Below are 13,118 nucleotides of genomic sequence, written 5' to 3' on the forward strand. Positions count from 1 at the left end.
ACCTGTGACCGCAGCGGGGGGTCGGGCCGGAGGTGGGCGGCTTCGCCGGTGGCGGGCGGTGGCGAGTCGACGGTGATCAGCGAGCGCGGCGGGCAGGGGCTGCGGACCGGAGCGGCGGGCGGAATCGGCATCGGCATCGGCATCGGCATCGGGGAGGCCGCAGCACTGGTGGCCTCACGGCCAGTCGGTTCGCGGTGGTTCGCCCGAGTCGGCCCCGCCACCGGCCGGTTCCTGGCCGCCCACGCCGCTCGGCCACGCGGACTGGCGATGTCCGGCCACCCGCGCCACCCGTGTCGTCTCGGCGGGCACCCACACCGTGCGGACCCGGGTCGGCCAGGCGGGTCCCAGGCCCCACTTGCTTCACCGGTAGTGGTTCGAATCGGGGATAACGCGCGCAGCCGGCGTAACCGCTTAGTAGGGTCCTGCCTGGCCGTTGCCGACCCGGCTCCGGTGGGCCGAAGAGCGGAGCTGGTGAAGATGAGCCGAGGGGGAGGCCGGGCGCTGGTGGCGCTCGCGCTGGTGGCGGCGCTCGGGGTGGCCGGGTGTGGGGACGGGGGGCCGGCCGGGCCCGTCGCGGCCGGGGCGGGGAACGTGGCGGGGCTGCCGGTGACGCACTTCGACAGCGGGCTCAAGCCGGGCGCGCACTCGCCCGGGCTGGAGGTCAAGAACGCCGACGGAGGCCAGGACGACCAGCTCGCCACCGCGGCGATCGCCGACGTGGAGACCTACTGGGGGTCTGCGTTGCCGACGGAGTTCGGCGGTCTGGGGTTCAAGCCCGTCACCTCGCTGCTGTCCTACGACTCGAACTCCGACTCCGAAGAAACCGCCTGCGGCAGCGTCAAGAAGCTGGTGAACGCCTTCTACTGCGCGGGTGACGATTCGGTGGCCTGGGACCGCGGGGTGCTGCTGCCCATGCTGCGCCGGCGCTTCGGGCCGATGTCGGTGGTCACCGTGCTGGCGCACGAGTTCGGCCACGCGATCCAGTACCGGCTGGGCAGCAGGGCGGGGCTTGACCGCAGCACCCCGACCGTGGTGAAGGAGCAGCAGGCCGACTGCTTCGCCGGCAGCTACTTCCGCTGGGTGGCCGAGGGGAAGAGCAAGTACTACCAGGTGTCCACCGCCGAGGGGCTGGACCAGGTCATGGCCGCGATGTTCTTCATCCGCGACCAGGCGGGCACCAGTGCCACCGACCGGCAGGCGCACGGGACCGCGTTCGACCGCACTTTCGCGTTCCAGTCCGGGTTCGAGAAGGGCCCGCCCGAGTGCGCCGGGATGAACCCGCAGAACGTGCGGGCCCGGCTCACCGAGCGGCCGTTCGACCAGGCCGACCGCGGCCGGGGGGACGCGAAGCTCGACGACAGCGCGCTGAAGCTGCTCAAGGGCAGCCTCGACGAGGCGTTCAAGGGCGCCGGGGTGGTCGGGCCGGCGATCGTGGCGGGCCGTGGCCGCTGCGCGGGCGGGCCGAGCACGCCGCCCGCTTCGTACTGCCCGGCCGACAACACCGTGAACATCGACCTCGACCGGCTCGCGCGGCTGGCCCAGCCGTCCGACCCGGAGGCCGAGCAGTCCGGAAAGGACAGTGACGGCCTCGGTGATTTCGCGGCTTTCACGGAGGTGGCCTCGCGGTACGCGCTCGGCGTGCAGAAGGGGGTGGGCGCCTCGCTGGACGACCCGAACGCCGGGCTGCGGACCTCGTGCCTGGTCGGGGCGTGGGCCGCGTTCACCAACCGGCCCGGCGAGCTGCGGCTTTCGGCGGGTGACCTGGACGAGGGCATCGCGGACCTGCTCCGCCCGGACGGGCTGGTCTCCGCCGACGTCAACGGCCGCCGCGCGGACAGCGGTTTCGACCGCGTCGAGTCGCTGCGGCGCGGGTACCTGGAAGGGTCCTCGGTCTGCTCGAAGCAGTACGGCTGAGGTCTAGGGCCTGTCCTCGACAGCGGGTGCGGTGATCTGTTGTGGTCTTCGGTTGTGGGGTGTAGGCGTGAGCTGACTGATGAACTCGACCGTGAGGTCTCGGTCGACTCCAGCATCGTCCGCGCCCATGCTCACCCGGATCATGGCCGGAATCAAATTCCATCGACCGGGCCGCGGACGCCCACCCGCCTACGACCGCACCCTCCTCGGACTTCGAGGACACGCTGCTCCTCTGACTTCGAGGACAGGCCCTAGGGCGTGTCCTTAAAGCTGGTGTGCGTGATCTGCTGTGATCTTCGGTTGTGGTGCGCAGGCATGAGCTGACTGATGAGCAGTGGCAGGTGATCGAGCCGCTGTTGCCGGTGTCGGGGGTGAGGGGTCGCCCGCGGGTGGATGACCGGTGGGTGATCAACGGGATGCTGTGCAAGGCCAAGACCGGGGTGGCGTGGCGGGATCTGCCGGAACGGTATGGGCCGTGGAAGACGGTCTGCACCCGGTTCTGGCGTTGGTCTCGCTCGGGCACCCTGTCCGCTCTGGTGGCGCAGGTGCGGGTGATCGCCGAGGCGATCAACGACCTCGACCGCGAGGTCTCGGTGGATTCCAGCATCGTGCGGGCGCATCAGCACCCCGCCGGCGGGGGCCGGACGACGGCATCCCCCACAGGGGGAAGCCGGCGTCGGCTGCGAGCACAGCGAGCCAGATGATCATGCCATCGGCCGCTCCCGGGGCGGAGCCACCACCACGATCAACCTGGCCTGCGATGGTCATGGGCGGCCTCTGCCGGTGGTTTTGACCGGCGGCAACGTCAACGACTGCACGATGTTCACCCAGGTCATGGCGGGTATCGAGTTCCGTCGGCCGGGGCCAGGCCGTCCAGCGATCCGGCCGCGCCGGGTGCTGGCGGACAAGGGCTACTCCAGCCGCGCCATCCGCTCCTACCTGTGCCGACGGCACATCCCGGCGACGATTCCCGAACGCCGGGACCAGCAAGCCAATCGGGTACGCCGTGGCCGGGCCGGTGGCCGCCCACCGGCCTTCGACCGGGGCGCCTACCGGCGGCGCACCATCGTGGAACGGTGCTTCAACCGCCTTAAACAATTCCGCGCCATCGCCACCCGCTCCGACAAGACAGCCATCTCCTACCGAGGTCTCATCGACCTGGCCACCCTGCTCCTCGGACTTCGAGGACACGCCCTAGCGGTCCCCGCGCAGGTAGCGGGTGATCATGGCGGCCAGCTCGCGCTCGAAGGTTTCGACCGGGGCGTCGCGGGGGGCGGCCATGAACTTGTGCGTGTTCATCTCCACCGTGAACAGCACCAGCTCCGCGGCGACGTCGGGGGCGCCGACGTGGATGTCCGGGTGCCGGACGATGACGTCGCGGATCTGGGCGGTGCGCTGCTTTCCGTGGCGTTCGACCGTGTCGAGCAGCTCCTGGGACAACGGCGCCTCCTCGATCATCACGCGCAGCAGCTGGGGGTCGTCGCTGTGGTTGTCGAGGGCGTCGCGGATGAGTGCGCGGACCGTCGCCTCCAGCGTGCCCGGCGCGAGGTCGAGTTCCCCGGCCTCGGTCCAGGTGCCGCGGTCGATGTGCTGGATCAGGAGCGCGGCGAGGATGGCGTCCTTGTTCGGGAAGTACTGGTACAGCGAGCCGATGGAGACCCGGGCGCGCTCGGCGATGCGGTTGGTGGTGCCGGCGGCGTAGCCGTGCTCGGCGAAAACGTGAGCAGCCGCGGCGAGGATGCGCTCGCGGGTGAGCTCGGCCCGCACCTGTCGAGGCCGCCGACGTGGCTCCAGACGACGTTCGGCCGAGGGCATCGCGGGTCCTTTCCCGGGGGAACAAAAGCGAGTAGCCAGTAACTGAGCTAATGCTCATAATATTGCTATGAGCTGCGAAAACGCAAACCCTGGCCGGGCGTCGTGATCCCGAAGGTCCAGCGGCCGGCCACTCGCAAGATGATCACGCTGCGAGTCCGCCGCATCGAGGGGCTGTCGCCGGGCTTCACGAGCGTCACCCTCGGCGGGCCGGGTCTGCGGGACCTGGTCGTGGCCGGTGGGGACCAGGCGGTCCGGCTGTTCTTCCCCCGGGAAGGCCAGGCCGCGCTGCGGATGCCGACCGCGTCCAGCGAGGCGTGGATGGCCCAGGTGATGCTGATGCCCAAATCGGCCCGCCCGAGGGTGCGGAACCTGACCATCCGCCGGGCCCGGCCCGGCGAGGACGAAGTGGACATCGAGTTCGCCCGCCACGGCGACTCCCCCCTGTCCTCGTGGCTGCGCCGGGTGCGCCCCGGGGACCCGGCCGGCCTCTTCGACCTGGGCACCACCTACCGGGCTCCGGAGCCCTCGCGGCCGCAACTGCTCGTCGGGGACGAGACCGCGCTGCCGGCCGTGCTGGCCATCCTCGACCAGGCGCCGTCTTCGCTCACCGCCGAGGTTCACCTGGAAGTGCCGACCCGCGCGGACGTGCGTGACGTGGTGGTGCCGCCCGGGGTGCGGATCCACTGGGTCACTCGCGAAGACGCGCCGGGCCGGCGGCCGGGAACCGTGGTGCTGGAAGCGGTCCGCCGCGCGGAGCTGCCGCCCGGCCGGCTCCACGCGTGGGTCGCGGGCGAGTCCCGGCTCGCCACGTCGGTGCGGCGGCACCTGGTCGGCGACCGCGGTGTGCCGAAGGCCGACATCTCGTTCGCCGGCTACTGGCGGCACGGCTGGTCCACACCGGACTGAGGGAGGAAACCGATGCGACTGCCCACCAGTCACCGCCTGACCACGGTCGACGAGGTCGAAACGGTCATCGGGCGGCCACCGTCGATGGTCATGCTGAAGCAGATCGGCGCGCTCGACGAGGGTTGCCGGAAGATCCTCGAGCACTGCCCGCTCGCGGGCTTCGGCTATCGCGACGCAGCGGGCGCCAGCCACACCACGTTCCTCGGCGGCCGTCCGGGGTTCGTGCGGGTCCACTCGCCGACGCGGATCTCGTTCGCCCTGCCCGGCGGCGAGGCGCACGGTCCGGTGTCGTTCGTCCTCCTGCTGCCGGGGGTCGGGGAGACGCTGCGGGTCAACGGTTCCGTGGCCAAGCGCAAGGGGGCCGAGACCTTTGTGGACATCGAAGAGGCGTACGTGCACTGCGCGCAGGCCGTGATCCGGTCACGGCTGTGGCAGCCGCCCGCGCCGCCCGCGCCCGCGCCCCGGGTCGAGGGCCCGCTGGGCGGACCCGGGGTCGCCGAATTCCTCGCCGCCGCCCCGTTCCTCGTCCTGTCCACCTGGGACCGGTCCGGCGGGAGCGACACCAGCCCGCGCGGGGACCAGCAGGCCGTGGCGCGGATCCTCGACGACCGGACCCTGGTCATCCCCGACCGCCGGGGCAACAAGCGCGCGGACAGCCTGCACAACCTGCTCCAGGACGACCGGCTCTCGTTCGCCGCCCTGGTCCCGGGCCGCACCGGGGTGCTGCACGTCCGCGGCCGCGGCTCGATCACCGACGACGCGGCGCTGCTGGAGACCATGGCGTTGCGCGGGACTCCCCCGCACGCCGCGCTGCTCATCGACGTCGAGCACGCCGAAGTGACTTCCAGCGCCGCCGTGGCGCGCTCCCGCGTGTGGACCGCGCACCTCGAACGCGGCGCGGTGCCGGACCTGATGGCGCTGGCCGGGGACCACCTCGCGGCGAACACGGCGTCGAGCGGTCCGCTCGCCCGCGTTCTCAAGCTCGTCGTGGGGATTCCCGGGATCGGCCGGGTGGTGCGGCTGGTGATGAACCGCGCGTACCGGTCCGGGCTGCGGAAGGAGGGCTACGAGGACATCGAGGTCGGGTCCCCGCGTCCCGGGGCGGCCGCGCCGGACCCGGGGCGGGAGGTGCGGATCGCCGAGGTGCGCCGGGAGACACCCAGCGCGGTCACCCTCGTGCTGGAGGACACCGAGCGCGCGCGCCCGTTCGACTTCCGGCCCGGGCAGTTCTTCACCCTGGTCACCGACATCGACGGAAACCCGGTGCGGCGGGCGTACTCCGCTTCGTCGGCGCCGGGGGCCCCGCGGCTGGAAATCACGGTCAAGCAGGTCGAGGGCGGCCGGTTCTCCACCCACGTCCACCGGGTCCTGCGGGCCGGGGACCGGCTGTCGGTGCGCGGGCCTTCGGGGGCGTTCCACCCCGACCCGGCGACGGCGCACGAGCTGGTCCTGATCGCCGCCGGCAGCGGGATCACCCCGGTGATGAGCATGATCCGCTCGCTCGCGGGGACTCGCCGGATCTCGTTGCTGTACACCAATCGCAGCGCCGACGAGGTGATCTTCGCCGACGAGCTCCGCCGGCTGGGCCAGGAAGACCGGCTCTCGGTCAGCCACGTCCTGACTCGGGACCGAGGCCGGCTCGACGCCGCGGGCGTGCGCGGCTGGCTCGACGAGGTGCGGCCGGCGAAGGACGCGCGGTACTACGTCTGCGGGCCCGAAGCGCTGAGGGACACCGTGCTGGAGGTCCTGGGCGGGCGGGGTGTGCCGGGCGACCACGTGCACCACGAGCGTTACACCAGCGGGGCGGAAACGACCCTCGGAACCACCGAGCCGCAGGAAATGCTGGTGCGCAACGGCTCGGACGAACTCGGCTCCACCGTGGTCGAACCCGGCCAGACGCTGCTCGACGCCGGGCTCGCGGCCGGATTGCCGATGCCGTACTCGTGCACGGTCGGCAACTGCGGGGACTGCCTGGTGAAACTATGCGACGGCGAGGTCGCCCTGAGCGGGCCGAACTGCCTGACCCCGCAGCAGCAGGCCGACGGCTACGTACTGGCCTGCGTGGGCTGCCCCCGGTCCAGGGTCACCCTGGACCTCGCCGAGCCGTGACCCCGGTGGGCGCGGGCGGCCCCGCGCCCACCGGGCCCGGTCGGGCTGGGGTTCCGCCGAGATCGCGGTCGCCGAGGCCCGGGCGAGCTGCCGCCGAACCGCGAGCCGACCGGGACAACGGGCACGCACCCGGTCCGGGCCCCATCGGGCCGCGGGCGTGATGGGTGCCCGCGGCGCGCGCCGCGGGCCCCGCCGAGCCGTCAGCCGAGGTGGCCTCGATCACGCTCGCCGGAGCCGGTCAGAACAGCGCGCTCGCCAAGTTGCGGCGGGCCTTCATCACCCGGTCGTCAGCCGGGTCGAACAGCTCGAACAGGGCGATCAGGTGCTCACGGACGCGGTTGCGGTCCTCGCCCGCGGTGCGGCGGACCGTGTCGATCAGGCGGGTGAAGGCGGCGTCCACGTGCTGCTCGGCGACGTCCAGGTCGGCCGCGGCGAGCTGGGCGTCGAGGTCCGACGGGTCGGCGTCGGCCTTCGCGCGGGCGTCCGGGTCGGCGGCTTCGGTGCGGGCGGTGAACTTCACCTGGGCCAGCGCGTTCCTCGCCAGTTCGTTGGCGGGTTCGGCGTCGAGGATGCGCTCGTACGCGGCCTGCGCGGCGGCGAAATCACCCTGTTCGAAGGCGTCCTCCGCCTCGGTGAACCGCGGGTCCTCGGGCTCCTCGACCGGTCCGCCACCGGCCTGCTCCGCGGCCCGGATGCCGGGAAGCTGGTCGCGCAACGCGTCGAGCAGGCCGTCCAGCCACTTGCGGATCTCGGGCTCCGGCAGGGCGCCGGAGAACGCGTCCACGGGCTGGCCCCCGCCGATCGCGACGATGGTCGGGATCGACTGGGCGCCGAACAGCTGCGCGATGCGCGGGTTGGCGTCCACGTCCACCTTGGCCAGCACCCACGCGCCGCCGGACTCGGCGGCCAGGCGCTCCAGGACCGGGCTCAGCTGCTTGCACGGGCCGCACCACTCCGCCCACAGGTCCACCACGACCAGCTGGTTCAGCGAGCGCTCGACCACCTCGGCCTGGAAGGTGGCCTCGGTGACGTCGACGACCGCGCCGGAGGGCGGGGCGCCACCGTTCGCCGGCGGGGCGCCCGCGGGGGGCGCCGGGGGCTGGTTCCGGGACGATTCGGCCCGGGCCTTGAGCGCGGACAGGTCGACCGCGCCGGACAGTGCGGCGGACATCGCCGCCGAGTTCGCTGCAGATCCGCGTGGGTGAGTCACCCTGCCATCCTGGCACGCCCGCCCCCGGCATTTCACCGCCGGTGCCCGCCCCGACCGGTACGGTTCACCCGGCTCGGGCAAGCGCACCCGGGAACGGGCGGGAGGCGGCAGCGAACGTGATGAGCCGGCGGAGGATGACGGTGGCCCTGGCGGTCACCGCGGTGGTCGTGTGGCTCGGCGTGGTCACCGCGCTCATCGCCCGCCGGCCCGACCCGGGCGAGCCCTCCCCGGCCGCCCTGCGCGACGCCCTGGCCTCGGCGCTGTCCGCGCACGACGCCGACGCGCTGGGCGACCTGCTGAACTACCCCGGCTCGGGCGCCTCGGATTTCGCCGACGACTACATCGCGGTGCTGGACGACCGATCCGTGCACGACGTCACCGTGCGCCTGTCCCCCGACGACCGCGCCCCGACCACGGCCGAGGTCAGCGGGCGCTCCGGCCAGGGCCAGCCCTTCAGCTACCGGCTGGCCGTGACCACGGAGGACGGCCGGTGGACGGTGGCGTTCACCCCGCCCCTGCCCTGACCGCACCGTCCTGACCGCGCTGCCCTGCCTGCGCTGCCCTGCCTGCGCTGCCCTGGCCCGATCCTCCTGCCGCTGCGTTGGGCGCGCTGCCCACCCCGTGATGACGGGCACGCCACTCTGCGCCCACCGCCCCGGCCGCACGACGGCGGACACGGCTGTCCCCGGCCGCGCGGCCGGGCTGCGGCGCCTCGACCACATCGTCTCGGTCACGGCTGGCCCGCCAGGGGTACTGCGGCCCGACCGGCCGGTCCCGCCTCAGCGGCGGAGCGTCAGTCCTCCCGCAGGTGCGCCTCGACGCGCTCGACCTTCGCGGTGAGCTGGCCGGAGTCGTAGCCGGGGCGGATGTCGGCCTTGAGCACCAGCCCGACGCGGGCCGAACCCGCCCCCGCGGCCTCGACGGCCTGCTTCACCACCGCCATGCACTCGTCCCAGCTTCCTTCGATGTTCGCGATATGGGTAATTGAGCCCGGACCCGCAGACCTCGACTTGGAGCGACTCCGTCGCACTAAGGAGGTCTACGTTGTACAGCCGCTACTCGCTGCCCGCCGCTCCGCCGAGGACGGGCTCCCTGTACGTCCGTCTGTCGGTCGCCGCCGACGGCTCGAACCTGTCCAAGGACGGCATGGTCGAGGACTGCGTCCGGCTCTGTGAGGCCGAGGGCATCACGGTCATTGCGATCCACGTGGACGACGGCATCTCCGGCGCCGTCCGCGACCGGCCCGAGTTCACCGAGTGGCTCGACGACGCGCGCGAGTGCCGGGCCGATACGCTCGTCACCTGGCACGTCGACCGACTCACCCGCGAAGGCATCAACGTCGCCGCGCTGATCATGGACACGGTCGAGGGCAAGGACCCCGTCACCGGTAAAGCCGTCCGCGCGGAGGCCCGCCTTCTCGACACTAAGGGCCTCGACTCGGCCGGGGACGAAACCGCGTTCCGTTTCCGCTTCGTCATCGCGGCCGAGTTGGCGCGCGGCGAGCGGGTCCGCATGATTGACCGGTCCAGGGCGCGTCATCGCCGCTCGCGCGCGGCCGGCCGCTGGTCCGGTGGGGTGATCCCGTACGGCTTTCGCCCCGTTAAGGCCGCGGACGGGAAGGGCCTGGTCCTCGAACAGCACCCGGAGGAGGCCCGCGCCGTGCGGGAGGCCGCCGACCGCATCCTCTGCGGTGCGAGCTGGTGCGCCGTCACGCGCTGGCTGAACTCCGACGAAGGACACCCTCCGCGGAGGGCCAAGGCATGGTCGACGACTACCGTTCGAAAGATCCTCACTGGTGGCCCGCAGGCCGGATACCTCGTCCACACCGTGAACGGCAAGAAGCGGCCGGTAGTCGACGCCGACAACAAGATCGTCTCGGTCCCCGCGATCCTGACGCCGGACGAGTCCGCCACGCTCCGCGCGATGGTCGACGAGGCCGCCGAGCGTCGCCTCCAGGGACCCGGTACGTCGGCGAGCGGCCACCTGACCGGGGGCCGTCGCTCGAACCGCTGGCTCTCGGGCGTCGCGATGTGCGGCTCATGCGGGCGTCTCCTGGCGTTCTCCCAGGCGCACAACGGCGGGCGCGGGATGTACTTCTGCCGCTATAACAGCAACGGCGGCTGCCCGAAGCCGCCCTACGTCTCGTCCTCGCGCTTGGAGGATCACGTCAAGACCGCCTTCCTCGACCTGTTCGGTGACCGGCCGGAGTACGTGAAGCGTCGGGAGGTGAGCGGGGCGGCCGAGGTTGCCGCCGCCGAGGAGGCCGTCAACACGGCCATCTCCGCTCTGTCGGAGGCCGCGACTCCGGAGGCGTTCAAGGCGCTCCAGGACGCCCAGGCTCGCCGGGAGGCCGCGCTCAACGCTCCGCGGACGTTGAACGAGCGGGTTATCGAGACCGGTAGCACGCTGCGGCAGGTCTGGGAGGCGACGGAGGACAACCCGGAGGCCCGCCGCGACCTCCTCCGAGCGAATTACGCGTGGATCATCGTCCGTCGAGCCGCGGACGACAACCGCGGCTCGAAGGTGTGGGACCCGCGACGGGTAGTCATGGTCGCCAACGCGCCGGTCGTCGTCGGCCACACCGAGCACACCTATCGCCACGGCGCCGTCGTCGTCGACCCCGGGCTGACCGGCATCGCGTGAGCAGGCGGGGCGCTTTGCGCAGATCTCGAAGGCATGACCGGACCCGCAAAGCGCCTCGCCCAGACCTGTTTCAACACCGCCGACCGCCTCTTAGACGTCGGCCTCCGCACCTTCGAGTCCACGGGTTCGATGACCGTATGGGATCTGGTCGTCGTCCGGGTGGCGTACGGTCTCCTGGTTCTCGGCAACGCCCTCGACCGGGTGGACGGATGAGCCTCCAGGAACTCGTCGGCGCCATCGCTGATCCGACCGAACGCGAGCACGCCGCCGCCGTGCTACGGCACGCGGTAGCTCGTCGGCTCCGCGCGGCCGAGGTCGCAGGTAGCCCGCGGATCATCCGGACGGCGAAGCGGTGCCCGTCGTGCCGGACGGAGAAGCCGGTCGCCGAGTTCGGCCGCAACGCCGCCCGGCCGGACGGGCTCCAATCCGTCTGTCGGGCCTGTCGTTGACCAAGTGCCCCCGTCTCCTTTCCAGGAGGCGGGGCCTTCGCGTTTAAACTTGCCACCGAGAATTCTCTGTGGCTATACTGAGGGCATGACGAACGCGCTGGCCGAGACCACCCAGACCTTGACCTACGTCACGAAGGGCTTCACCGACGACGTCACCGAATGCGAGATCTGCGGGCGCGAGGAACTGAAGGGGACCGTCCGCCTGGAGATCACCGCCCCGGACGGCGACGTCGAGGGCGAGGTCTACGCCGGGGTGTCGTGCGCCGGTCGTCGCGCGGGCCGACCGGCCGCCGTCATCCGCTCGGAGGCCAAGGCTCACGAGACCGCCGTCCGCGCCGCGTGGAGCGCATACCGCGCCGCCCAGCACGACGCCCACATGGCCGCCTCGACCGCCGCACTCGGCCGCCTCGGCCTGGAGCGCCGCCCTCGCAACCTCGCCGCCGTGGACGTCGAGCCTGGCTACGTCGCGGAGATGGCCGCCTGGGAGGACGGTCACCCGGCGCCGGAGCGCCCCCGCGGCTGGTAGCCCGCAGCAAAAGGCCCGTCGCCTCCTCGGTGACGGGCCTTTTCCGTTTCACGCTCCTGAGTCACGGCGCTCGCCGATCTCTCTGGGTAGAGAGCCCGGACCCTCTGGGTCCGCCGACGCGAGCCCGTGGGGGCGCCGCGGACCGGTCCGGAAGCTCTGCGGTCGGCAGTGCGAATACTCCGTAGCCCGCCGCCGCCCCGCCGAGAGCGCTCCTCCGCCTGCTACCCGGAGTTGAGCGCCCGGCGGGGCCTTTCTCGTCTTCGCCACGCTAGCTCAGTTGGTAGAGCAACCGACTCTTAATCGGTGGGTCCGGGGTTCGATCCCCCGGCGCGGCACTCAGCTCCGGGCGAGCGGCTCCAGCGCGCGGGCGAGCCAGTACGCATCCCCGTACTCCAGCTCGATGGACTGGACAGGCTTGCGCTCCAGCTCGTCCGTCCCGAACGTGATGACCGGACCGCCGACGACGACGTCCCCGCCGTTCTGCGTGACGACCCAGGAGTCGCGATCGGCGAGCTTCGCGCCGCTCGCGGTCGGGTGGCCGAGCGCTTGGGCCACCGCCGAGACGAACGCCTTCAGCTCCGCGGCCGGCACACCAAACCGGCCGCCGCCCTCCGCGTTCCGCATGGCCGAGAGGACGAGGGCGTCCGGGTCAGTTACAACGTAGAAGCTTTCGCTCCGGACCTCGACGCCGAACGGGCCGTTTTCGTCGGCCTTCTCCAGGATTGCACCCATTTCTACATTGTACGTCTTTCCCGGATAGCTCAGTTGGCAGAGCGGCGGACTGTTAATCCGCGCGTCCCAGGTTCGATCCCTGGTCCGGGAGCAGAGAGACAGGATCGGCCCATCCCGCCGCGGTGCGGTGACGCCCCCTCGCGCGCAAGTCCGGACGAGCGCGCGCCCCTCTGGCCCGGAGGGCGGTCACGTGGTGACGTCGGCCTGACGACGTAGGGCACCTATCGTCCTCGGCCCCTGCTCCGGCACGCCGAGGTCCGGCGACGGCCGCCGTCAAGAACCGAGGGACGCCCCGGAGCCGTGCAGGCGGGCGAAGCCGATTGGTCGAGGCACTGGTCTCCAAAGCCAGCGAACGGGGTTCAAGTCCCCGCGCCCGCGCAACCCCTGGCCGGAAGGAGAAGGCCGTGACGACAGCGCTGCGAGTCCTCCAGCGGGCGGGCTACAAGTGCCAGGCCAGGACACCCCAGGGCTATCGGTGCAGCGCCCCTGCCGGCCGCGTGCACCCGGGCACCGGGGAGGCCGTGTGCCTCACCCACGCCACACCCCCGGCTTCCCGCCCCCGGTAGCTCTACCCCTCCCCCTATCCCAGCACCCCCCCACCCGTGCCCAGCTCCCCCTCGTCGGCGAGCTGGGGCGCACGCGTTCAAGCCCCGGGAACTCCAGGCCCACGCACCACGGGGCAGAAGGCAGGCATGTCATGGCCAGGGCCAAGCGCGTGTGCCGTGAGGACGGATGCGGTGAGCCCACTACCTCCACGCGATGCACTGCGTGCCAACGGAAATACGAGGCCGAGCGCGGCTCCGCTGCGCAACGC

The 13,118-nt window shown here is 72.0% G+C and carries 10 protein-coding genes, 3 tRNA genes and 2 pseudogenes; 11 read left to right on the plus strand and 4 right to left on the minus strand.

Annotated features, from left to right (window positions below; genetic code table 11):
* The first annotated feature begins 477 nt into the window (after positions 1–477).
* Together NYF13_RS33150 and NYF13_RS33155 are read left to right on the plus strand one after the other, a co-directional pair.
* Positions 478–1,914 carry a neutral zinc metallopeptidase gene (locus NYF13_RS33150; RefSeq protein WP_315661871.1) on the plus strand — a complete coding sequence of 479 codons (1,437 nt, stop codon included), beginning with the start codon at positions 478–480 and terminating at the stop codon, positions 1,912–1,914.
* Positions 1,915–2,216: 302 nt separating this feature from the next.
* Positions 2,217–3,096 (plus strand): annotated as a pseudogene (locus NYF13_RS33155) (IS5 family transposase); the annotation flags it as partial.
* Positions 3,097–3,108: 12 nt separating this feature from the next.
* On the opposite strand, the gene NYF13_RS33160 reads toward NYF13_RS33155, so the two are convergent.
* Positions 3,109–3,681 (minus strand): TetR/AcrR family transcriptional regulator, encoded by a 573-nt coding sequence (locus NYF13_RS33160; protein ID WP_315661872.1) that lies wholly within the window; start codon positions 3,679–3,681, stop codon positions 3,109–3,111.
* A gap of 186 nt (positions 3,682–3,867) precedes the next feature.
* On the opposite strand from NYF13_RS33160, the gene NYF13_RS33165 reads away from it, so the two are divergent.
* Together NYF13_RS33165 and NYF13_RS33170 are read left to right on the plus strand one after the other, a co-directional pair.
* Positions 3,868–4,635, plus strand: coding sequence for a siderophore-interacting protein (locus NYF13_RS33165; RefSeq protein ID WP_315661873.1), 768 nt, complete (start codon positions 3,868–3,870; stop codon positions 4,633–4,635).
* A 12-nt stretch (positions 4,636–4,647) separates the two neighbouring features.
* Positions 4,648–6,744: a 2Fe-2S iron-sulfur cluster-binding protein gene (locus tag NYF13_RS33170; protein ID WP_315661874.1), complete on the plus strand. Its 2,097-nt coding sequence runs from the start codon at positions 4,648–4,650 to the stop codon at positions 6,742–6,744.
* Positions 6,745–6,982: 238 nt separating this feature from the next.
* On the opposite strand, the gene NYF13_RS33175 is transcribed toward NYF13_RS33170, so the two are convergent.
* Positions 6,983–7,915 (minus strand): tetratricopeptide repeat protein, encoded by a 933-nt coding sequence (locus NYF13_RS33175; protein ID WP_315661875.1) that lies wholly within the window; start codon positions 7,913–7,915, stop codon positions 6,983–6,985.
* Between the two features lie 173 nt (positions 7,916–8,088).
* Here NYF13_RS33175 and NYF13_RS33180 point away from each other — a divergent pair, with 173 nt between their 5' ends.
* On the plus strand, positions 8,089–8,478 hold the full coding sequence (locus NYF13_RS33180; protein ID WP_315661876.1) for a hypothetical protein: 390 nt from the start codon (positions 8,089–8,091) through the stop codon (positions 8,476–8,478).
* 269 nt (positions 8,479–8,747) lie between these two features.
* On the opposite strand, the pseudogene NYF13_RS33185 reads toward NYF13_RS33180, so the two are convergent.
* A pseudogene (locus NYF13_RS33185) lies at positions 8,748–8,924 on the minus strand (MTH1187 family thiamine-binding protein); the annotation flags it as partial.
* 74 nt (positions 8,925–8,998) lie between these two features.
* Between NYF13_RS33185 and NYF13_RS33190 the strand changes: the two are divergent.
* From NYF13_RS33190 to NYF13_RS33205, 4 genes are all read left to right on the plus strand, one after another.
* The gene (locus NYF13_RS33190; protein WP_315661877.1) at positions 8,999–10,597 is read left to right on the plus strand and encodes a recombinase family protein; all 1,599 of its coding nucleotides are present in this window, start codon (positions 8,999–9,001) and stop codon (positions 10,595–10,597) included.
* Between the two features lie 33 nt (positions 10,598–10,630).
* A complete protein-coding gene (locus tag NYF13_RS33195) occupies positions 10,631–10,810 on the plus strand; it encodes a hypothetical protein (protein ID WP_315661878.1) in 180 nt (59 codons plus the stop codon).
* Positions 10,811–11,131: 321 nt separating this feature from the next.
* Positions 11,132–11,572 (plus strand): hypothetical protein, encoded by a 441-nt coding sequence (locus NYF13_RS33200; RefSeq protein ID WP_315661879.1) that lies wholly within the window; start codon positions 11,132–11,134, stop codon positions 11,570–11,572.
* A 262-nt stretch (positions 11,573–11,834) separates the two neighbouring features.
* Positions 11,835–11,907 (plus strand) — tRNA-Lys (locus NYF13_RS33205).
* A 1-nt stretch (position 11,908) separates the two neighbouring features.
* Here the strand turns inward: NYF13_RS33205 and NYF13_RS33210 are convergent.
* Positions 11,909–12,304, minus strand: a complete 396-nt coding sequence (locus NYF13_RS33210) for a hypothetical protein (protein WP_315661880.1) — start codon at positions 12,302–12,304, stop codon at positions 11,909–11,911.
* Between the two features lie 18 nt (positions 12,305–12,322).
* On the opposite strand from NYF13_RS33210, the gene NYF13_RS33215 reads away from it, so the two are divergent.
* Both NYF13_RS33215 and NYF13_RS33220 read left to right on the plus strand, forming a co-directional pair.
* A tRNA-Asn gene (locus tag NYF13_RS33215) sits at positions 12,323–12,395 on the plus strand.
* 215 nt (positions 12,396–12,610) lie between these two features.
* Positions 12,611–12,682: transfer RNA gene (locus NYF13_RS33220), tRNA-Trp, on the plus strand.
* Positions 12,683–13,118: the final 436 nt, after the last annotated feature.

This window comes from Amycolatopsis sp. PS_44_ISF1 (genome assembly GCF_032335455.1).
GTDB lineage: Bacteria > Actinomycetota > Actinomycetes > Mycobacteriales > Pseudonocardiaceae > Amycolatopsis.